Origin of the sequence: Embleya sp. NPDC127516 (assembly GCF_044765325.1) — a bacterium.
GTDB lineage: Bacteria > Actinomycetota > Actinomycetes > Streptomycetales > Streptomycetaceae > Embleya.
Window position 1 is genome coordinate 122,902 of record NZ_JBIWJT010000019.1, and the last position, 20,685, is coordinate 143,586.

Below are 20,685 nucleotides of genomic sequence, written 5' to 3' on the forward strand. Positions count from 1 at the left end.
TCCTACTTGAGCCCCTTCAACCGGCGCGGTTCATACGGCCCCGATCCGTTGAAGTACAGGTAAGGGATCTTGCGGTAGATCGCGCCGGTACTGCCGGCTTCCTCGTAACCCCAGTACTCGTTGCGCTTGTCGTCGACCCACTTCTCGAACAGCACGACATGCCCGGAGTTGCCGCCGTCGTCGTCGAGGATGATGTCACCGGCCGTCAACGCGTCCTTCTTGATCGACTCGGTCATGCCGGTCATCATCGTCGTGTTCGCCCCGGCCTCGACGCCCCACGCCATGGTGACGAACCCCGAGCAGTCGGTGCGGTACCTCTGCTTCGTCTTGCCGTCGGCCATGAAGCCGTCCTTGTAGGTGGTCTGGCTGTAGGGGACATGGGCGTCGGTCCACACCTTCGCCCGCGCGATGATGGCCTGTCGATCCGAACCCACCACTGCGGGGACGTTGCCGCCCACGCCCTTCTTCGAATACTTGTCCTTGGCAAGCTTGATAATGGAGTCCGCGTATTCCTGCGGCTTCTTGTTCTTCGGATCGTCCACGTCCGGCATGCCGTTGGACAGGAAGGTCGTCTTCGGCGGGGGGTTGGTCCAGACGTTCTCGCCGCGGAGATAGCCCGCCAACATCAGGTCCGGCATCTTGAGTTGAGCGTCGGGCTTGACGTTGGGGATCTTCCCCTCCTCCTGAAGCTTGCGCACGTGCTCGGCGATGGAGCAGAGATAGTCGCCGATCGCGATGATCGCGTCCGCCGGCTCGCCGATGTCCTTCTTGTTGTCACCGTTTCCGTCGCGACCGCGCCCGTTGTCCTTGCCCTTGTCACCGTCCCAGGTGTCCGGCATGAACTGACCGAGACCCTGGGCCCGATCGCGATCGCTGTTCACCTCGGGAGGGTCCCAACTCGTCTCGGTTTCGATCAGCCCCGCGATCAAGGGCGCGGACACATCCGCGCACGCCTCACCGGCCTTCTCTATCTGCGGTATGTACTTTTGATACTTTTCCGGAATCGCGGACGCGTCCAACATGTCGGACGTCGCCGATCCGGGACCGAAGATGAGCTGCTGGGCCGACATTTGGATGAAGCGATTCGCCGCTTCGCTACATCCGACCAAGGACGAGCCGACGACGACGAGCGCGGTGAGGCGCAAAAGTTTGGCCCTCGTGCCGGCCCGAATCCCCGAAGCTCCCCCGCTGTTCATTGCCCCCACTCCCGCCGTCCTCTCGACAACCCGAATACCCCGATGACCCTGCGCGGCCGCCAGCGCGCGAGCACGCGCTGCCGGCGTGACGTCGTGGACGACTCGCGGCGCAACACCCCTTCCAGGGCGGCGCACAGACTCCACGCGTCGTCGGCTTCCTGCTGCGTGGCGACCCGTTCGCCGTACGCGCAGTCGTTGACCAGGTCCGCCAACGCGGGCAGCCGTGCCCCGACCTCGGCGGGCAGCAGCGCGCCGCCGTACACCGCGACCTCCTGCGCCGTCGCCGCGCTCCCGGCCGGCAGACCGGCTCGGGTGAGCGCCGCGCCGATCAACTGCCAGGCGCCCAAAACCCGTTCGTTCGGCGTGCCGCCGCGACGTCGTCGCCGCTCCACGCGCGGCGCGATGAAGACCAGCATCGCGTAGCCCAGCAGTACGACGGCGGCGATGATCGCGGCCACCAGCCACCACGGAATACCGGAGTCCTTGTCCTCGCCGTCGTGGGGGTCCGGCGCCACACCGCTGCGATCGGTGCCCTCGATGCCCGCGTCGACCTGGTCGCGAGTGAGCTGCGGAGGCGGCGGCGAGGCCACCGTGCCCGGCTGGGCCACGTCCTGGCCGGGCGCCTTGTTCCGGTCACCCGGTTCGTTCTGGCGTCCCGGGGTGGGGAAGAAGGGCACCCATCCGGCGCCGGCGAACTCGATCTCGGGCCACGCGACCACGTCCCCGGCCCGCACCTCGCGTACCCCGCCGCCGATGTCGGTCCCCGAGGAGAAGCCGACCACCACGCGGCTCGGGAGGTTCAACGTGCGCGCCATCACCGCGAACGCGGTCGCGAACTGCTCCGAGGTGCCGATCTTGCCCGACTCGAGGAAGAACTGGAGGTTGCGGTACGAGTGTCCCGGCGTGGCCGTGATGTCGTATCGGTAGTTGGTGCGCAACCACGACGCGAGCCGCAGCGCCTGCTGGTAGGGGAAGCTGGCGCCGGTGGTCGCCTCCTCGGCGAGTCGCCGAAACACCGGCAGCGCCTCGAACGGCTCGCCCGTGACGTCCTTGTCCGGCATGGTGATGAAGGCGGGATCCGTACCGACCGGCAGGAACTGCAGGCGGTTGGGATCCAGGACCGGGACGCGCGAGTCGACCTCGTAGCGGGTCCCCGCAGGCAGCCGCCGGTGCGCGGCCACCGTGCCGCTGTGCTGCTCCACCGAGATCTCGAGTCCGGCAGGGGGACGGATCTCGCGCGGTCGGTCCGCCGCGGGCAGCCAGATCCCGCCGAGTTCCTTGATGGTCACCAGATGCGACTCGGCCGTCTTGGACACCACGGAGGTGTCCTCACGGTCGGGAACGCGCCCGGTCGTGGTGCGCAGGTCGTCGGCCGGAGCCCAGCGCACCCCGTTGTAGGAGTCGAACACCGCCAGCCGCCAGTTGCGTTCCGCGGGGGCCGGGCCGGAGACGGTGAACAGTGGACGTTCGGGGGTCTGCAACCACGCGGAGATGCGATCCAACGGGCTGGCCCCGCCCAGGCGAACATCGGTCGGCGGTTCGACGAGCGTGTGCAGGTCCGGCGCCTCGCGTGCGGTCGCCCCGGGCAGCGCGGGACCGATCGCGCCCGCGAACACCGACGAGGCCACCACCAACGGCAGGCCGATCGACAGGTTGCGCAGCCCCGATCCGCGTCCCGGACGCCGCGCGACGAGCAACAGGCCGACGGAGCCCGCCAACGCCACCGACGCCGCGACATTGCTTCCCGGCCCACCCGTCCCCAGCACGGCCGGTACCGCGAACAACAACACCGAGGGCACCGCGGGTGCGACGACCGTGCGGGTACGCAGTGCCAACTCGGCGCCGCCGAGGGCGGCAAGCCACACACACGTCGCGGGCAGCACGAGCATCTCGGCATCACCGGGCACCGGCGCCACCACACTCAACACCGCGTGCGGCGCGTCCAACAGCGCCGACCAGATCTCCCGGATCAGCCCGATGCTCGGCAGGAAACCACCCGCGGCCCGGTCCCGGAAAAGCGTCGCGGACAACACCAGCGACCAGCACACCACGGTGATGATCAACGACGGCCACAACGGCCGTACGGCCGGCCCGCGTCGGGCCGCCCCGGTCCAGGCGGCGGTGCCCGACGGCGCGGGGGACCGCACCGGTCGCGAGCAGGCGACCGACAACAACACCGGCACGATCGCGGACGGGAGGATCACCGGCACCAGGTCGCGCGTCTCGAAGGTGCGGCCGAACGCCCAGCCCACCGACAACGCGGCGAGCGTCACGGGAATCAGCGACCACAGGGAGCGATGGTCGGCATCCGGCCGATCGAGCCGACCACGTGGGTGATTCGGGCGCGCGGGCGGCGCGGACGCCGCTCCGCCCGGCCGGGAATCGCCGGTGGGCCCGGACTCCACCGGGCGATCGTCGAGAGTGGTGCTCACCGGGAAATCTCCTTGCGCCACGCCACGGCCATCTCCTCCAGGCTGGACACCCGGATCTGCGACACGTGCATCGCGGTCGGCCGGGCGGTCGAGCGCCGGCCGGGGTCGGTGGTCGAGGGTGGGGCGACGCGAATCAGCAACGCACGATCGAACCGGCCCTGGACCCGGTCCATCCGCGGCAACCCGGGGGTGTCGGTGCTGCCGGTGACCACGATCAACGTGTCGCCGGCCCGGGTACGTTCGACCACGTCGAAGGCGTCCGACAACGAGTGGTCCTCGTGTGCCGAGACCTCGGCGAGCAGGTCGAGCCAGTGCTCGGCACTGCGGTGATCGCCCAGCGGAGCGGGCAACGCCCCGCGCCCGGTCACCACCTTCAGCGGGAAGTTGTTGCTCGCGGCGGCCAGCGCCACCGACGCCGTGACGTCGACGGCGACCTCGAACGCCTCGTCGCGCTCGTCGGCGTTCACCCCCTCGGCGAACGCGGCGAGGTTGGTGTCCAGGACCAGCGTGGTCTGCGGCAGGCTCACGTCGATCAGCTTGCGGACCATCATCGTTCCGGTGCGCGCGGTGGAACGCCAGTGCACCCGACGCAGGTCGTCACCCATGACGTACTCGCGCAGCGAATGGAAGGTGAGCGTCCCGTCGTCCGCAGTATCGGAGTTCGGGCCCTCGAGGTGGTGAGTGCGGCCGGCCGGCAGCGACTGGAGCGCGATCGTGCGCGGTCGCACGAGCAGGGTCTCCAACTCGCCGTGCCGACGCGAACGTCGGGTCAGCCCCAGCGGATCGCTGCGCACGAGGTGCATCGGGCCGATCTCCACCCGGCCGCGGCGGTGGGTGGGCAGCGTGTACCGGGCCCGGATCTCGGCACCGGCGGCAACGGGCGGCAGGTCGACGGGAGGAACCATCAGGCCCGCCACGTGGTCCTCGGCCCGCAGTCCGCGCAGCGCCCGCCGCCCGGTGTTCACCAGGGTGACCCGGCCCTGGGCGATGTCGCCGCGGGCGACCTTCGCGGGCACCACTTCGCGTTTCGCGGCCACGGAGGAGCGGCGCAGGGTCCAGGTCACGGCGACGGTCACGGAGACCAGGCACGCGACCCCCAGGACCACGCCCTCGCGATACCCCAACCCCCAGCCGAGCCCGCACAGGACCAGGCCGAAGACGAGCACACCGCGCCCGCTGGAGGAGAGCATCAAGCGTTCGCCTTCAGTGCCGTCGCGCTCGGGACGCTGACCTGGGAGAGCACCTCGGTGAGCACGTCGGCGGCGGTGACGCCGCTCAACTCCGCTTCGGGGGTGAGCAGCAGACGGTGCGTCAGGACCGGTCCGGCGAGCGCCTTGATGTCCTCGGGCAGGATGTGCGCGCGGCGCTGCGCCGCGGCCCGGACCCGGGCGGCCCGGATCAACGACACGCTGCCGCGCGGCCCGGCGCCCAGTCGGGTGTGTGTCGACTCGCGGGTCGCGTGGCCGATCCGCACGGCGTACTCGACAACCGATTCGACCGCCTTGACCCGGCTGCGGGTGATCTGGACGAACTCCTGGATGTGTTGCGCCGTCGCGATGGTGGGGAGCGTCTCGATCGAGGGGGCGCCGTTCGCCCCGGCCGCGACCGCCACCTCCGAGCGCAGGTCCGGATAGCCCAGGGACATCCGCATCAGGAAGCGGTCCAACTGCGCTTCGGGCAGCGGATAGGTGCCGGACATGTCCACCGGGTTCTGGGTGGCGATCACCATGAACGGGCGGGGTACCGGGTGCGCCACGCCGTCCACGGTGACCCGGGCCTCCTCCATCACCTCAAGGAGCGCCGACTGGGTCTTCGGCGAGGCCCGGTTGATCTCGTCGCCGATCACGATGTTCGCGAAGATCGGTCCGGGCAGGAACTCGAACGTGTTGGTCGTCTGGCGGAACATCGACACGCCGGTGATGTCGGACGGCAACAGGTCGGGGGTGAACTGCACGCGCTGCCACGCGGCGTCGAGCGAGGCCGCGAGCGCGCGGGCGAGGGTGGTCTTGCCGGTTCCGGGCACGTCCTCGACCAGCAGATGACCCTCGGCGAACAGGCAGGTCAGCGCCAGTTCGATCTGCTCCCGCTTGCCGACGACGACCCGCTCGATGTTGTCGGCGAGGGCGCTGAAGCACTCGCCGAACAACGCCAGCGCGTCGGGGGCATGGAACGGCAGGGAGTTCTGACGATCGTCGTTCGTCGTCGATGGCATCGTGTTCACGGCGCTCCAGGTCGATCGCCCACCGTCACTCCGTGCCGTGGACGGTCGGGGAAGGCGGGAGGGCTTGCCGCGTCTTGACGGGTGTGTGGTCGCGGACGGGCTGGGGTGACTCGGTGGTGCGCCCCGATCGGGAAAGGGGGCGCACCACCGGGGAATGCTTGTCGCGTCAGGCGGGCTGCCCGGTCGCGATCACTCGCACTGCCACAACTCCGATGACGAGAATGTGCCGCTGTTGGAGTTGGGCGTGCGGATGTAGAGGTCGCTGGTCCAGCCGTTGCCGGGGTCGCCCGGTCCGCTGTACTCGACCTTGTCCCAGATCGAACCGGTCACGTTGGTTCCCTGGCGGACCTGGTGCTCGCCCTTGACCTGGCAGATCACGGTGATGTTGCCGGTGTAGTCGGCCGCGATGTAGCCGTTGCGCACGGTGCCGGCGACGGAGGGACCCGAGCGGATGCCGATCGTGACGTTGTTGTCGATGTTCGGGCCGACCTTGTAGGTGCGCTTCGGCGGGGTCAGGTTCAGGCTCCCCGTGGCCTTGGGGCTGGTGCCGGCCTCGTTGGTCGCGGTGATGGTGATCGGGTATGTCTTGCTGTTCTTGAGGTTGCTCACCGCGAACTTGGCGGTGGTGGACTTCGTGGTCTTGTCCTGGAAGTCGATCGAGTACGTGAGGCCGGCGACGTCGGTCCACGTGAACGTGCCGCCGTGGCCGCCCGCGGCGGGCTTCGCGGTGAGGCCCTTGGGCGCGGCCGGGAGTGTGCAGGGACGCACCGCCGTAGAGGGCTTCGACGTCTTCTCCACGCCGTCGGCGAAGACCGCAGTCACGGTGAAGCTGTATTCCGTCTTGCACTGGCCCCCGGTGACCTTGAACGACGATGTGGCCTTGGGGCCCAAGGAAGTGGGCTCGGCCTTCATGCCGTCCTTGAGACCGTCGATGCGGTAGCTCTGGGGTGTCGCTCCACTGGACTTGGCGAACGTGACGGTGATGAAGCCCGCGCCGGATGTTGCCTTAAGCGTTGTGGGAGCCGTCTGCTTCGGGGGATCGGGTGTCGGCGTCGTCTGCGTGGGGCTCGCCGTTGTGGTGCCACCGGGTTTCGTCGGCGTGCTGGACGCCGTGGGGCTCTTGGACGCGGACGCCGACGGGGACGCGGATGCCGACGGCGTACTGCTCGCCGTCGGTGTCGTCGTGGCCGTCGGCGTCGAGCTGCCCGTCGGGACGGGCGGGGCGGTGACCGTGATGGTGGTGGTGGGCTGCGGCTTCGGGTCGTTGCCGGGATCGGGGGTGGACGTGTTGCCGCCGCCCTGGGTCGGACGATCCGTGGGCTTGTCCCGGCCCGGGTCGTCGTTGCCGCGGTCGTTGTCGCCGTCGCCTTCGTTGTCCTTCGGGTTCGGCGGAACGTCGGCGTTGCCCGGGTTGTTCGGCCGCTGCTGATCCTCGGCGGGCGGCGTCGTGGGCGGAAGCGTCGGGGGCAGCTCGTCACCCGGGACCGGGTTGCCGCCCTTCTCGTCGTACTTCTGCACCTTGTGCAGCTTGCCGTCGCCGTCGACGACCACCGCGGTGGCGTTCTTCTCGTCGTTGACCCACAGCAGACCGTCGCGGACGAAGGTCTCCAGTTCGCCGGCGACGCCGGTGACCTTGACCTGCTCCTCGAGCTTGGCCTGCTCGGTGTTGTACACGATCAGCGAACCGCTGGTGCGGTCGGCGATGTAGACCTTCTTGCCCAGGACCTGAGGTTCGCCCAGGACATTCCCCCCGGTGCCCAGCGGAACCGCGGACACCTTGCCCGCCGCGATGTCCACCAGGACGAGGGTGCCGTCGGCGGTGCTCAGGACGGGCAGTACCTGTCCTTCGCTCTTGCCGGGTACGACGGTCTTGTCGAGGCCGCCCTTGAACAGATCGGACGGCAGCGTGATGGTCGTCTGCACGCCGGTGTCGGTGAGAATCTTCGCGGCGCCGGCCGCGGCGTCGACGATGACCGCGCGATCCGCGACGAGGGCGAGCGTGATCGGGCTGTTCGGCTCGGACACCTTGATCGGCGTGCCCAACACGGCGCCGCGGACCGGAATCACCTCACCCTTGGAGGGGATCGGGATCCACAACGTGCCCTTGGCGTCCGCCTGGGCGCGACCGATCGGCTTGGCGCCGAGGGCGATCGGCGGTCCCAGCGGCGCGAGGGTGCCCGGATCGATCGGCCGCACCACGGCCGTCGTGGCACCCGGCGCCGTACCGGATTCCACCAACCACGCGCGCTCGCCACCGGTGACCAACTGCATGCCGGCGTCGCCGAGGTCGACCGACAACGGAGCGGTCAACTGGGCGGGGTCGATCCGGGTGACCTGGCCGGTCGATTCGTCCATCACCAGGACGGTGTCGCCGTCCTCGCTCACCTGGTAGTTGGAGCCGGGGGCCCCGGGCAGCCGTACTCGGCCGGTGATGTCGCCGGAGAGGCCGTTGACATGAACCATGCTGCCGTTCGCGCTGGGCAGCCAGGCGCCCACGTCGGCCAGGTCGGCGTCGGCTCCGGCCACGCCGATTCCGACGACGACCGAGGTCGCGAAGAGTGAGCCGACGGCGACCACGGCTACGACGGTGGTCGAGCGTTCGCGACCACGTCGGATCGAGGCGACGGCCTGGGCGACCTGGCGGCGGGTCGACTCGATCGACAGGGAGGCGGCGATCGTTCGACCCGGCTGCGCGGCAGGCTCGGAGTGTTGGGACATGGATCCTCTTCCCGAAACAGGGAACGATTGTCAATCTTTACGTTCGGCCCGTCGGCGAACTATCCGCCGAGCGCGACGCGTTCCGCGCGATCGGGATAGTGGCCGGGCCGGCGCCACCGATGTGGTAATCGCGCTTCGGCCGGCTCAACTCTTCTTCTTGGTGGGGACGGGTACGGCGGGCGGCGGCGGATACATCGTCAGGGTCGTGTCGACCGGCTCCCGGCCCTCGGTGTTGCGGGTCACGAACACACCGACACTGGAGGAGGTGAGGATCGAAGGGGGACGAACTCCGGCGGGCAGGGCCTCGATGCCCTTCGTGGTGATGTTCAGCGCGGCGCGCCCGGCGTTGAGCTTGTCGCTGCCGTCGGAGCTTTGGATCGTTCCGTACGCGATGCCGGCATTGGAGACGGTTTCCAGCTCGACCGCGTTGTTGCGGTCGTTCTGGGCGAAACACACGGCCGTGCCGCGCATGTCCACGGCCAGCGGGCCGACGACGAGGTAGCGGGTGTCGGGGGAGTGCCGGGCGGGGAGCAGCTGATGGTATTCGTCCGGGTTGTCGTCGCGCGGGGTGTGGCAGGGAATCTGCGTCAACACCGCCCCGGTGACCAGGTCGTGCACGACGTACAGGACCTCCTGCGGCTGGTTCTCCTCGGCGGGTGTCCACCACGCCGCCACCACGGCGGTCTTGGTGACACTCACCGGCACCCCGAGCGCGCGCCCGGGCGGCGCCACCGATCCGCTGTTCCAACGTCCGGCGACCTCGAAACCGCGCCCACATGCCTCGTTTCGGGAACTGCGGGTGCGGCACGTGTCCGGCAGGCCGTTCTCGTCCTTGGAGTCGGTCGTCTGCCAGGTCTCGTTGAGCATTCCGGCCGCCGTCGGCAACATCGGATAGGACAACATCGCGCAGGTGCTGCCCAGCAGGCAGCGACGCGGAGTCGGTCCGGTCGGCGCGGTGGGCGTGACCTCGCCCGTCTCGGGATTCCACACCGAACCCCGTTCGAACGGGGCCTCGTCGCGGCGGTCGATGTCGTCGCGGAACAACACCCCGCCGTCCCCGACCCGGGCCGGAAGCTCGGTCAGCCCCTCGGGCACGTCCCGGACCAGGTGCTGCCGCGGAATCACGCTCCGGCCACTGCTGGCGGCGACGAAGCTGTCCACCACCACGACGCGTCGGGCCCGGCTGAGCCCGTCCTCCGGGATCGTGCCCAACCGCATCAGCACGATCATCTCGGTGTCGCGAACGGTGATCAGCGACAGGACCGGTCGTTCCTGATCCTGCAGCGGGGTCACCGGCTGGGACCACCACCAGACCTTGCCGTCGGTGGCGCTGCGGGCGACGACGGCGGTCTTGGTTCGCGTGGTGGACTCACTGCCCGCCGACGGGATGTCGCTGCGGATGTCGATGCTGACCAGTGCGCCGACCTTGGGGGCGACCACATAGGCCCGACTGCGGACGTCGGCCTGCCAGCCGTTGTTCACGTCGAAGCCGGCGGGAACCACCAGCTTGGGTGCCTTGACCGGCTCGTCGACCGGATTGCGCACCAGGGGAACGCTCCCGCTCCCGGCAGCCGAGCAACCGCTCAGCGCCAGCGCGGCGGCGATCAGCAGGGATATCAGAGGCAAGCGTGGGCGAATCACGGATTTCCGTTCCGCTCGGCGGGGCGACTCCGCTCCGGAGTCCGCGACTCGCCGCATGGACAGGTCAGGGCTCGTGCCGGCGCGACAGGAGCCTAGAGGCGTGGATCGGAACGCGATAGGTCACAAAACGCGGAATCGGGCATGGCTTTCGCGCATTCCGGCCTTCGCCGGATGGTGCTTCGAGGCCCTGCCGGAGCCGGCCGGCCCTTGCCGTGTGGACCTTCGACCGACGTGTCGGCCAGGACTTAACCCGACTTCGTGGTGCGGACCTTCGAGATCGCGCCCGAGACGGGAAGCAGGCCGATCCTGGCGAGTGCGGCGACGCGATCGGCGTCGGGCTCCTGGGCGGGTTGCGTTTCCGAGAGGTGGCGGGTCGAGGGGCCGGACAGGGTGCGTACGGACGACACCCGACGGGTGGGCGACGGGGGCGCGGCCGCTGCGGGGGCAGGGGCGGGGGTCGAGACCTGGGCGGGGGCCGGAGCCGGAGTCGGGGGCGTCGTCGGCGCGGGCCTGGTCTTGGTCTTGGTCGCTGTGCCGCCCGATCGTGTCGCCGGGTTCGGCCTAGCCGGCGGTGCCGCTGCCGGTGCCGTTGCCGGTGTTGCCGCACTCGGGTTCCTGCGGGCGGGCGTGGGCGGATCGACGGCCGGGCGCATCGGACGCGGGCGCACTGTCGGCGGGCGCACCGTCGGCGGGGCGGCGGCCGTCGACTCCGCCGCGACGGCGGAGCGCAGCGACGGGAGGCCGCGGGCTTCGAGATCGATCCCGCCGGTGGGCAACGTCGGTGCCGGCGAATTCGCTTCGCGACGGCTCACGTGGTCCGCCCACAACGCGAGCAGTCGCGTCAGGATCCGGCTGAGCAGCTCGGTCACCGCCGGGACGAGCGACGCGGACACCCGCTCGGTCAGCCGGGACCACAGCGCGCGCAACCACGACCACCACGCGGTCGACACGGTGGGCGTGATCCCGGCGGCCGGGACCCCGTTCGCCCCCTGCAGCAACCAGGGGTTGGCGCCGGAATCCTCCGGTACCCACAACGTGCCGGCGGACGGTGCCGAGGCGGGATCGTCCCACGCGATCGCCCCTTCGGCGATGCGTTCGCGCAAGGCCTGTACGCCGGCTCCGCCGGACAACGGCGCGACGTTGCGATCGCGGGTGGCCGGCAACAACAGGTCCAGCCGGCGCAGGAGTGCGTCGGCGTCCGGCGCCCGTCGCAGCACGGCGCGGCATGTCGTGGTCCACAACTCGTCCAGCGCGCCCAGGGGTTCGGCAACCCGACCCTGCCAGATCGAGGGGATGCCGAGCCAGTCGTCACCGGCGCTGCGCTTGGGCGCGGTCCAGGTCGGTACGAGACCGCCCGAGGATGTCTCCTCGTTCGCGGCGACGGACAACATGCCGCGCAGTTCGTCCTCGACAGCGGCTTGCAGCGCGACGAAGTGCAGGATCGAACGGGAGGCCCAATCGGGCGTGGTACACGCCGACAGGACCTGGGGCGTGGGCACGTCGAGCAGACCATGCCGGGCCCCGACGATCACACCGTGATCGGCGAACCGTTCCCGAAGCGAATCGAGTTCGCTCTCGGGGCGAGTCCGTACCGGATCGTCGGCCAGCGCCTGGCGGATTCGCGCGACAGCACCGTGCAGGGACACTCGTAGGGCCTCGTCGCGAGCGGCGGTTCCACGACCACGAGGCCCGCTCGGCGACGACTTGCGTGACTCGGCACTCATGTAACCGCCTGACCCATTGTCCGTCTCCCCCGAAGCATCGAACAGCTCTAGCAGTATGGGGCAGGCGTTGGCTAGCCCGTTGTACGCACCGGGACTTTCCGCGGCGATGTCGACCGCGTTCGACAAGTCCGCCACCGGGTAAGTCGTGCGCAACAGACGGATCGCGCGAATACCTGTGATCGGTCCGCGTGTTGCGACCTAGTCGTGGCGCGCCCGTGATCACTAGCGTGAAGTTTTCCGTGTGTCAGGGCAGAGGGAGATTCGGCCGGTGGCGAACCTCAATCCACTAACTCGGGAGCCCGCAGACGATCGCGGGTGGTTCCGGCGCTTCTTCTCGGCATTCCGCAGAGTGATCGTGCGTACGGCCGTCGGCCTGTGGAACTTCTTCGGTGACTTGCGCGCGTCCTTCGCCGCGCGCAACGTGCGGGCCAAGGACATCCCCATCCCCGGTCCCCTGCCCGGCGGCAACGGGGGGGCCGGCGCGGAGACCGCGGGCAATACTCCTGCCGTCGAACCGACCTCCCCGACTGCCGAGCCCGCTCCGCGACCACGGGCGCCGGAGCGGGAGGCGCCCGCGCCGGAACAGGCGGCGAGCGTCGACGCACGCCGAGAGGCGTGGCTGCGTACGGACGCTTCGGCGTTGCGTGGTGTGCCACCACTTTCGCGGGCCCATTTGAATCAGCTCCGGGCGGACGCGGGCCTGCCTCCTTTGACCAGCTTGGCGCCGGAGCGGCAACCGCTGCGTGCCCGCTTGGCGGCCCGCGCACGGCGTGCCTACCAAGCGGTTGTCGTGCGGCCCTACAGGGCTGCCCGTCAGAGGTTCACAGATCGGCAGGCGCGGCGGGCGGACGCGGCGGCGCAGCGCAACTCGAGGCCGGCCTCGCGGACCGCGCCCAACAGGACCGTGGGTCGAGCGGGTGCGGCCAACCGTGTGACGCGGCGTTTGGCGCCGGGTCGGCGACTGCTGGTGACTCAGCGCGGAGGCGCGGGTCGAGGTCGGTTCGCGCGTACTCGTGCGGTGGGTCGGGGCGTCTGGGCGGGAACTCGTGCGGTGGGTCGGGGTACATGGACGGGTCTTCGTTGGGCCGGCCGTGGCCTCCTGGCGGGTGCCCGCGGCGTGCGGAACCAAGTGCTCAGGGGCCGCGACGCCGTGCGCAACATGCGGCAGGCGAGGGCCAGTGCTCGGGGCAGGGGTCCGAGGCAGGGGTTTTTGACGAGGTTGCGGGCTGGTTTGCGGGCGCAGGCTCAGCAGGCGGATGCTCGGGCTGAGGGGCCGCGTCGGGAGCGGGCGGGGGCTCGGGAGGCTCGTCAGGCGCGGCGTCAGGCGCGGCGTCAGACCAGGGTTGCGAACCGGGCTGCGGCTCGGGAGGCGCGTCAGGCGCGGCGTCAGGCGCGGCGTCAGACCAGGGTTGCGAACCGGGCTGCGGCTCGGGAGGCGCGTCAGGCGCGGCGTCAGACCAGGGCAGCGAACAGGGTTGCGGCGCGGGAGGCGCGTCAGGCGCGGCGTCAGGCGCGGGCGAATGCTCCGGCGAACGCGGCTGAGCAGGGGTTTTTGACGAGGTTGCGGGCTGGTTTGCGGGCGCGGGCTCAGCAGGCGGATGCTCGGGCTGAGGGGCCGCGTCGGGAGCGGGCGGGGGCTCGGGAGGCTCGTCAGGCGCGGCGTCAGGCGCGGCGTCAGACCAGGGTTGCGAACCGGGTTGCGGCCCGAGAGGCGCGTCAGGCGCGGCGTCAGACCAGGACTGCGAACAGGACGGCACGCGCCCAGACGAAGAGAGCTGCCTCCGCCCTCGACGGTCTGAGTCCGGTCAGCCCCGCAGCGGTCGCCAACGCGGTGGGCATCAGCAATGGCGAACCCGCACGCCCCCAACCCTCCGTGGCCTTGCCGGTTAAGCCCGAGGCGACGGCCGGCCGCCTCAAGCCGCTGAGCCCGGAGACGGTGCGGAGTGTCACGAACCGCATCGCCCGGGCTGCCGGTCCGGCTGTTACCGCAAAGCCCGAAGCCGCTCGGACCACGCCTGGTCTGGGAGGGGCCGGTAACGGCACAGGACCCCAGAAAACCGCGACCCGCAGTCGGGACACGGGTCAAGTGCGACAACCCGGCGACTGACATCCCGGGCGCGAAGAGGGCAAGACACCGCAGCGAAATGAAAGGGCGCAAGTGCCGATCCACAAGTACGACATGGGGAAGGAAGCGATCGGCGACAACGTCGATCCGCCCCGGAAACACAATCTGGCGGTGCGTGCCATCGCGAGGATGACCCGTAACTCTCCGGACGTGGTCGCGAACAGCAAGCTCTACAAAGTCGCCGCCGCCGGAACCAAGTTCGCGGTGAGCGTGGGTGCGAAGGTCCTCGACGCACACACGGCGGGTCTCGCCTCGACGACCCTCGCTGTCGCCAAGGGAGTCGCCGCCGTCAATCGGGTTGCCCGAGGCCAGGAGAAGACGGTGCCGAGGGAGCTGGCAGGTCAGGTCCCGAACCCGGTGACCGATCGAGCGGCCGGCCGAGTGGCCCAACTGGCCATGGGTTTCTGATCCCGCCGCAAACGAACCTCCACCGCACCCGGCCCCCTCCCCGCCCCCAAGCGCCAGGTCCGCTTGTCCTGCGCCCCACATTCCCGCAGCCTGCGCGTACTTGGCCAACCGGTTCCCATGCCGCAGGCTGGTCGCATCGAAGCGCTTCACCGCCACACCCCGCGGGGCGCGCCTTCGTTCGCTACACCCCCGGCTTGTCCTGAAAGAGCCTCGTCATCCTTCAGGAACCGAAGGGAACCCGATGGACTGCTCCGTATCGTCCCGCGGCCCAGGCCGCGCCGGCGACGCCCGAGGCACTTCCCGCCTCGGCATCGCCCGGACACCGCGCAGCGTGCGTCGTGTGCCCGGCGGGCACAAGTCGAGGTCCCACCACCCGACGTCCGCCCAGGCGGGCCGAGGGAACTGAGCGCCGCGGATCGGGCGGCGGCCGGGCGTTCCCCCTCAATGGCGCGGGGGAAGCGCACCCTCTCCGGCGATCGCCGCCCGACTTCGAGCGCCAACACCCGTACGGGATAGGGCTATTCGTCCCGGCCCAAGCCCGTACGCGATTGCGACGCCCCGGAAGGCGAGTTGCGCCTCGTCTTCCGGGGCGTCGTGCCGAGTACTGCGATAGGCCCGGTGATTCGCCCCCCGTATCGCCGGGCAGCGAAGGCGACCCGAGTTCCGCCGCCCGCCGCCGGTGAGTGCCACCCATACGACGACGTAGCGCCGACCCCCGGCCGGGGGTCGGCGCTACATCGTTCCTGTCCCGTTCCCGTCCTGTTCCCGTGGACGTGTCGCCCGCGAGCGGCGACTCCGTCCGGACGGACGAGAGTGGGGGCCGGATCCGCAACGGACCCGACCCCCACGTTGTTCCACTCGGTGGGTGCGGAGTGTCAGCCCGCGCCCGGTCGGCCGCTGCTCGCGCCTCGGTAGCCGAGGTCCTGGGCGGCGAAGTCCTTCCGCACCACGTTGGGTGAGGAAACCGTCGCCACCGTGGCCGAGTTGCGAACGATCGACGCCGAGTTGGTGCCGTAGGCGAGCGGGAAGAGCTTCGCCTGTACGCCGGCCGCCGCCTGATAGCTCTGGCCGGCGCCGCCGATCGTCGCGTTCACCGTCGCCGGTGCGACCAGGAAGGTCAGCACCTCCACCGAGTCCCGGGGCGCGTTGGTCCCCGACCTCGGTGTCATCAACTTCGTCTGCGTGCCGCCCGTGGGCTTGGCCGCGGCGAACTGCACGCGATGCGTGAGGTACGCCGTGTCACGCGTGATCCGGGGCCAGGCCCCGGTCTTGAACCGGACCAGGTAGTAGTCGCTGATGTCGACCCAGGTGTGTCCGGAGTTGGCCGAGGGCTGGAACTGGGTGCCCTCGGAGTAGTCGTTCCAGGTGGTGAGCTGTACCCAGTCGGCTCCCCCGGAGATGGTGTTGTCCCACGAGGTGCGCAGGTTCTCGGTGTTGTTCGCCTCGTCGTAGATGCCCTGGTTGGGGCGCTCGTCCTGGACCGCGACCGGCTGCATCCAGATCTTGCCGAGGCTGTGGGCCTTGGCGATGTCCGACTGGATGTTGCCCTGACGGTTGGGACTGCGATTGCCCCAGCTCGAGAATCCGTAGCTGACCGAGGCGTACTTGTCGGCGTTCGCCGAGAAGTTCAGGAACACCGGGACCAGCGCGGTGCCGAGCTTGTGCGTCTTGGTCATCGCGGTCGCGAACTCGCCCCACCACTGCGGGGTTTGCTGCTCCGCCTTGAAGGGGGAGATCACCACGCGGCCGTCCGCGAGGCGCCGGACGGACCGCGAGGAGGCCAGGTCGGCCATCGACGCGGCCAGGCTCGCGGGTGTTGCGTCCTTGAGCGAGGTCATGTCCGGCATCAGCACGATCGCGAAGCCGGGGTCGACGGTCTCGGCGGCCTTGATCAGGTTCTTGATCCTGGTCCAGTGCGCGCCGGTGGTGGACAGTACGTCGACGGTGAAGCCGTCGACGCCCGCCGCGGTCGCGTCGCGGATCTCGCGCTGCATGTCCTGCAGCTGCCAGTCCCCGGTCAACGGCCCACGCGGGACCGGCCGGTCCCGCAGCAGCCCGCCGTACGCGGCGTGCTTGCCGCTCTCGCCCGCGGGGTTGAGGTAGTTGCGGCTGTAGTAGTCCTGGGTCGGCTCCTGATTGTCGAGGGAAGCGGGGTAGGGGGTGAAGTAATGCGCGTACACCTTTTTGTCGCTCGCGCGCAGAGCCGACGTGGACGGCATCTCGAACGGAAGCGACCCGGTGGTGGGGGTGGCCGGATCGGTCCAGCTCACCGACAGGCGCGGGGCCTGCGCGGCACTCGCGCGCGAGGACTGGAATACGCCCTGCGCGCCCTTCCCGGCCGTGAGCGCGAAGCTGTACGCCCCGTTGCCGGCGAAGGCCGACGAGACGTCGATCGAGCCGACCTGCGACGCGGTGAAGCCGTCGCGTGAGCCCACCACATCACCGAACGCGGGTTGTTTGTTCCAGGTCAGGCTCTTCGCCGACCAGGAACCGGTGACCTTGTGCACGCGCACGGAGGTGTCGGTGGTCCTGGCCGAGTACAGATCCAGACTCAGCCGCACATCACGCGCGCCCGCGGGTACCCCCGCGACGGTGAACTTGACGAACGCCCGCCGTTCGGAGCGGGGAGCTCCCTCACAGGTTGCCGGACACACCGACAACCAGGTCTGCGTGGCGTGCGCCTTGGCCGGCGCCACCTGGCTCACATAGGCGTTCTCATTGGTGGGCACCGTGGCCTTGGAGTTGTCCGAGTCACCCGAGGCCACTCCGAAGGTCACACCTGCGCCGACCAACAGGAACGCGGGCAACACGAATTTGAGCGAACGAAATCGCAAGAAGCCCTCCACGGTACTTCGCTGCTCCCGAAGTCGACTTACCCGCAACCGGTATGGGGGCGCCTGTCAGGCCACCGGGACTCGGCCCGGAGTCCTGAAAAGGACACCGGAGCGGTGCGACGTCGGGAGCCTAGAGCAGAGGCTCTCGTGGTGCGAGGGCGGTTCGCGGATCCGCGCGTTCCGGATGAGCCGCGGCGGAAATCCGCCCCGGATCAGTGCGAACGGGGGCCCGACCGGTGCGGGCGACGGCCGATCAGCAGCAGGGCGCCGACCGCGGCGACCAGGATCGCGACGGACGCGCCGGCGATCCGCTTGATGCCGCTGTTGCCGCCGGTCTGGGCGAGTTGGCCGGTAACCGGCGGGGCGGTTTCGGGGGTGCGCTGGTCCTCGGACGGCGGGGTGGTGGTGGGCGGCTTCGTGGTCGGCGGTGCCGAACTCGAGGGCGCCGTGCTGGATGGGGTCGTGGTGGGCGGCGCCGTGGTCGGCGGCGCGGTCGTGGGCGGCTTCGTGGTGGGCGGCGCGCTGGTGGGCGGCTTCGTGGTGGGGGGCTTGGTCGTCGGCGGCGCGCATTCCTTGCCGCCGTTCCACCCGGCGATCAGATCGACGGGGAACTTCGCGTCGGGATAGCGCGGCAGCGGATTGGCTTTGCCGTCGTAGACCTTGTCGTTGCCGTACAGGTCTATCTGGCCGAAGCAGGGCGGCGCGTACTTGGAGATGTCGAGCTTGGCGCTCTTGTGCGCGCTGCTCAGGGTCACCGTCTTGGAGCCGAGATACCGCTGGATCCCCGAGGTTTTCCAGGTGGGTCCCTCCGCGCTGTAGGAGGCGAGGGAGACCTTGTAACTGCACGACTTGGCCACATCGCCGGCGATGCGCACGCTCACCTTGGTGTGAAGCGCGCCCAACAGGCCGGCCTTGGACCAGGTCTTGTCGTCGATGGACCATTCGATGGTGACCGGCCCACACGCCTTCTTGTCGTCGTCGGCCGCGTGGGCCGACCCGGCCGCCGCGATCGGCGCGATCAGCGCGAAGGCGCCCACGCCCAGACCGGCGGCGATCGAACCGGTAAGACCTCGTTGCACTGTGAAGCTCCCCGAACTCGAGGCGTCGACTCGATCCGATGACAGAGTCCGGGGGGAAGATTTTCGCCGTCCTCGCGCGAGCGGCAAGGGCAAGCCGATGAACCGGCAGAGGTATACGTGCCGGTAACGGTCGAACGATCTTGGGCGTACGATGGGGGTCCGAGTCAAAGTATTTGCAACTGCAACAATGGTTTTCCGGTGACATGTCCCGGTGGTACAAGTCGAATCATTCACGATTGCTCTTTGCAAATCCATTGTTTGCGAGTGCAATCCAGTCTAGATTCCCGGCCATGAGATCGAGAGCACTCCCGGCGTGCACCGCCCTGGCGCTGGCCTTCGGCATCGCCTGGGCGCCCACCGGCCAATCACCGGCGCACGCGGCCGAACCGGGCACGCTCAGCCCGGTGATGCTGGTTCTGGACGCCTCAGGGTCGATGAACGAACGCGCCGGGACCGGAACCCGGATCGATGCCGCCAAGAAGGCGATCGGCACGCTGGTGGACGCCGCGCCGTCGGGTTCACGGATGGGACTGACGGTGTACGGCACCGGGCAGAGCGGGTCCACCACCGACAGGGCCGACGGCTGTCGCGACGTCACGGTGGTGCGACCCGTCGGCACCGCGCCGGAGCAGGACCTCAAGGCCGCGGCGCAGGCGATCCGGCCGCTGGGCTGGACCCCGATGGGTCCGGCGTTGCGCAAGGCCGCCGAGGCACTGCCGAAGGAGGGCCCACGCTCGATCGTGCTGGTCTCCGACGGCGAGGACACCTGCGCGCCCCCGGAACCCTGCCAAGTGGCACGCGAACTCGCCGCGCAGGGGGTGGACATGCGCGTGCACACCGTCGGCTTCGCGGCGGACGCCAAGACCCGCGCACAACTGATGTGCATCGCCCGGGCCTCGGGCGGCACCTACGCCGACGCCCCGGACGCCGGCTCGCTCGAACGCGAACTGACCCGGGTGACCCAGCGGGCGCTGCGCAGCTACGAACCCGCGGGCACCCCCGTCGACGGCGGTCCCGATCCCGCGCGCGCCGCGGCCCTGCCCCCCGGCGGCCACCTGGACGAGCTGACGGACAAAGAGGTGAAGTACTACTCCGTCGACGTGCCCGCGGGCTACACCGCGTACGTGTCGGGAACCACCGTCAGCAAGGTCAAGGGCCTGGAGGCCCTGGACGTCAAGCAGCTCGGCGAGCGCGGCAACAGCTTCTGCGCATCGGACACCGGACTCGACCAAGGGCTGTCCAAGGTCGTCACGGCGTCGGTGAGTTGGACGGCATCCGGTCGAGGCACCAACGGCTGTGAGCAACCGGGACGACAGGTGTTCTCGGTGACCCGCAGAGGGACCGGACCACCGGTACCCCTCGAACTCCAGGTCCTGCTCGAACCGCAGGCCCTGGACAAGGGCCCGGCCGAGGCCGACCTCGCGCGCTACACCGAGCCCGGCGGCGCTCCGCAACCGGTGGTCGGCGGAGGTTCGTTCGGCTCGGCGACCACCCTGCCCGGGTCCGGCCACTACACCGACACGATCGCCCCGGGGGAGTGGGCCTTCTACCGGGTCCGCCTCGACTGGGGCCAAAGCCTCGCCTTCCAGACGCGCGTCGGCGGCGGCAAGGATATCGTCGGCGTACAAACCCACTTCTACAACCCGATCCGCGAGCAACTGGCCCAGGACTCGTGGGGTGTGCACGACACCGAACACATCTTCTCGAAGGGCGTCGACCCCTTCGCGACACGTCCCGTGCGCTTCCTCAACCGCAGCGACCGGCAGCAGGAGGTCGCCGACATGCTGCCCGGCTGGTACTACATCGCGGTAGCGGCCCAGGGCGAGGGCGAGTTGCGCACGCTGGCCGTGGACGTCTCGGTGGGCGGCACCAAGGAACCCGGTCCGGTGTACGCGCAGAGCGGGCAGTCGGTAGCGGGCTCACCGCCGGCGAAGTCCCCGTCGACCGCCGCGAACCCGGGTACGAAGACTCCGGCGAAGAGCACGCCGAAGGCCTCCGACTCCTCGACTTCGGACGATTCGGCGGCGTTCGGCGGCCCGTTGGTCTGGGTCGGACTGCCCGCCGCGCTCCTGCTCGGCGCGGCGCTCACCGCGCTGCTGCTGCGCCGTCGACAGTCGCGAAACACATGAGTGCGGATCCCGGGGCCCGCAGGTCGACGTTCCCGGTCGTCGTGTCCGTGGCCCGCTCGGCCGCCGTCCGTTCGGCGTCGATGGTCGCGGCTCCTCCTGCCGAAGCCCTTCCGATGACGGGAAGGTCTCCCGATTGCGTGCGAACGGCGGCGAAAGGCACGGGTGTTCGGAAAGACGG

Annotated in this window: 11 protein-coding genes; 2 read left to right on the forward strand and 9 right to left on the reverse strand. The window is 69.9% G+C overall.

Translation table 11 applies throughout. From position 1 onward, the window contains the following. Nucleotides 1–2: 2 nt before the first annotated feature. From ACIRL2_RS32510 to ACIRL2_RS32540, 7 genes are all read right to left on the reverse strand, one after another. Nucleotides 3–1,205: a hypothetical protein gene (locus ACIRL2_RS32510; RefSeq protein WP_402236814.1), complete on the reverse strand. Its 1,203-nt coding sequence runs from the start codon at nt 1,203–1,205 to the stop codon at nt 3–5. Beyond that, nucleotides 1,193–3,628, reverse strand: a complete 2,436-nt coding sequence (locus tag ACIRL2_RS32515) for a DUF3488 and transglutaminase-like domain-containing protein (protein ID WP_402236817.1) — start codon at nt 3,626–3,628, stop codon at nt 1,193–1,195. Before ACIRL2_RS32515 ends, ACIRL2_RS32510 begins: the two co-directional genes overlap by 13 nt. Then, a complete protein-coding gene (locus ACIRL2_RS32520) occupies nt 3,625–4,818 on the reverse strand; it encodes a DUF58 domain-containing protein (RefSeq protein WP_402236820.1) in 1,194 nt (397 codons plus the stop codon). The genes ACIRL2_RS32515 and ACIRL2_RS32520 overlap by 4 nt, the downstream gene beginning before the upstream one ends. Beyond that, on the reverse strand, nt 4,818–5,840 hold the full coding sequence (locus ACIRL2_RS32525) for an AAA family ATPase (protein WP_402236823.1): 1,023 nt from the start codon (nt 5,838–5,840) through the stop codon (nt 4,818–4,820). Before ACIRL2_RS32525 ends, ACIRL2_RS32520 begins: the two co-directional genes overlap by 1 nt. A 198-nt stretch (nt 5,841–6,038) precedes the next feature. Then, nucleotides 6,039–8,567: a hypothetical protein gene (locus ACIRL2_RS32530; protein ID WP_402236824.1), complete on the reverse strand. Its 2,529-nt coding sequence runs from the start codon at nt 8,565–8,567 to the stop codon at nt 6,039–6,041. A gap of 144 nt (nt 8,568–8,711) precedes the next feature. Beyond that, on the reverse strand, nt 8,712–10,193 hold the full coding sequence (locus ACIRL2_RS32535; RefSeq protein ID WP_395867354.1) for a hypothetical protein: 1,482 nt from the start codon (nt 10,191–10,193) through the stop codon (nt 8,712–8,714). A gap of 260 nt (nt 10,194–10,453) precedes the next feature. Beyond that, nucleotides 10,454–11,854, reverse strand: coding sequence for a hypothetical protein (locus ACIRL2_RS32540; RefSeq protein ID WP_402236826.1), 1,401 nt, complete (start codon nt 11,852–11,854; stop codon nt 10,454–10,456). Between the two features lie 2,332 nt (nt 11,855–14,186). Here ACIRL2_RS32540 and ACIRL2_RS32545 point away from each other — a divergent pair. Then, nucleotides 14,187–14,465, forward strand: coding sequence for a hypothetical protein (locus tag ACIRL2_RS32545; protein ID WP_395867358.1), 279 nt, complete (start codon nt 14,187–14,189; stop codon nt 14,463–14,465). 875 nt (nt 14,466–15,340) lie between these two features. Here the strand turns inward: ACIRL2_RS32545 and ACIRL2_RS32550 are convergent. Both ACIRL2_RS32550 and ACIRL2_RS32555 read right to left on the reverse strand, forming a co-directional pair. Further along, the gene (locus ACIRL2_RS32550) at nt 15,341–17,299 is read right to left on the reverse strand and encodes an endo-1,3-alpha-glucanase family glycosylhydrolase (RefSeq protein ID WP_402236829.1); all 1,959 of its coding nucleotides are present in this window, start codon (nt 17,297–17,299) and stop codon (nt 15,341–15,343) included. Between the two features lie 212 nt (nt 17,300–17,511). Next, nucleotides 17,512–18,378: a hypothetical protein gene (locus tag ACIRL2_RS32555; protein ID WP_395867362.1), complete on the reverse strand. Its 867-nt coding sequence runs from the start codon at nt 18,376–18,378 to the stop codon at nt 17,512–17,514. Between the two features lie 290 nt (nt 18,379–18,668). Between ACIRL2_RS32555 and ACIRL2_RS32560 the strand changes: the two genes are divergently transcribed. After that, nucleotides 18,669–20,507 (forward strand): VWA domain-containing protein, encoded by a 1,839-nt coding sequence (locus ACIRL2_RS32560; RefSeq protein WP_402236832.1) that lies wholly within the window; start codon nt 18,669–18,671, stop codon nt 20,505–20,507. The last annotated feature ends 178 nt before the right edge of the window (nt 20,508–20,685 follow it).

Bases quoted from the DNA above. Each gene is read 5' to 3' on its own strand.
- ACIRL2_RS32520 (WP_402236820.1), bottom strand. From the start codon at position 4,818: ATGCTCTCCTCCAGCGGGCGCGGTGTGCTCGTCTTCGGCCTGGTCCTG.
- ACIRL2_RS32525 (WP_402236823.1), bottom strand. From the start codon at position 5,840: ATGCCATCGACGACGAACGACGATCGTCAGAACTCCCTGCCGTTCCAT.
- ACIRL2_RS32530 (WP_402236824.1), bottom strand. From the start codon at position 8,567: ATGTCCCAACACTCCGAGCCTGCCGCGCAGCCGGGTCGAACGATCGCC.
- ACIRL2_RS32545 (WP_395867358.1), top strand. From the start codon at position 14,187: ATGACCCGTAACTCTCCGGACGTGGTCGCGAACAGCAAGCTCTACAAA.
- ACIRL2_RS32560 (WP_402236832.1), top strand. From the start codon at position 18,669: ATGAGATCGAGAGCACTCCCGGCGTGCACCGCCCTGGCGCTGGCCTTC.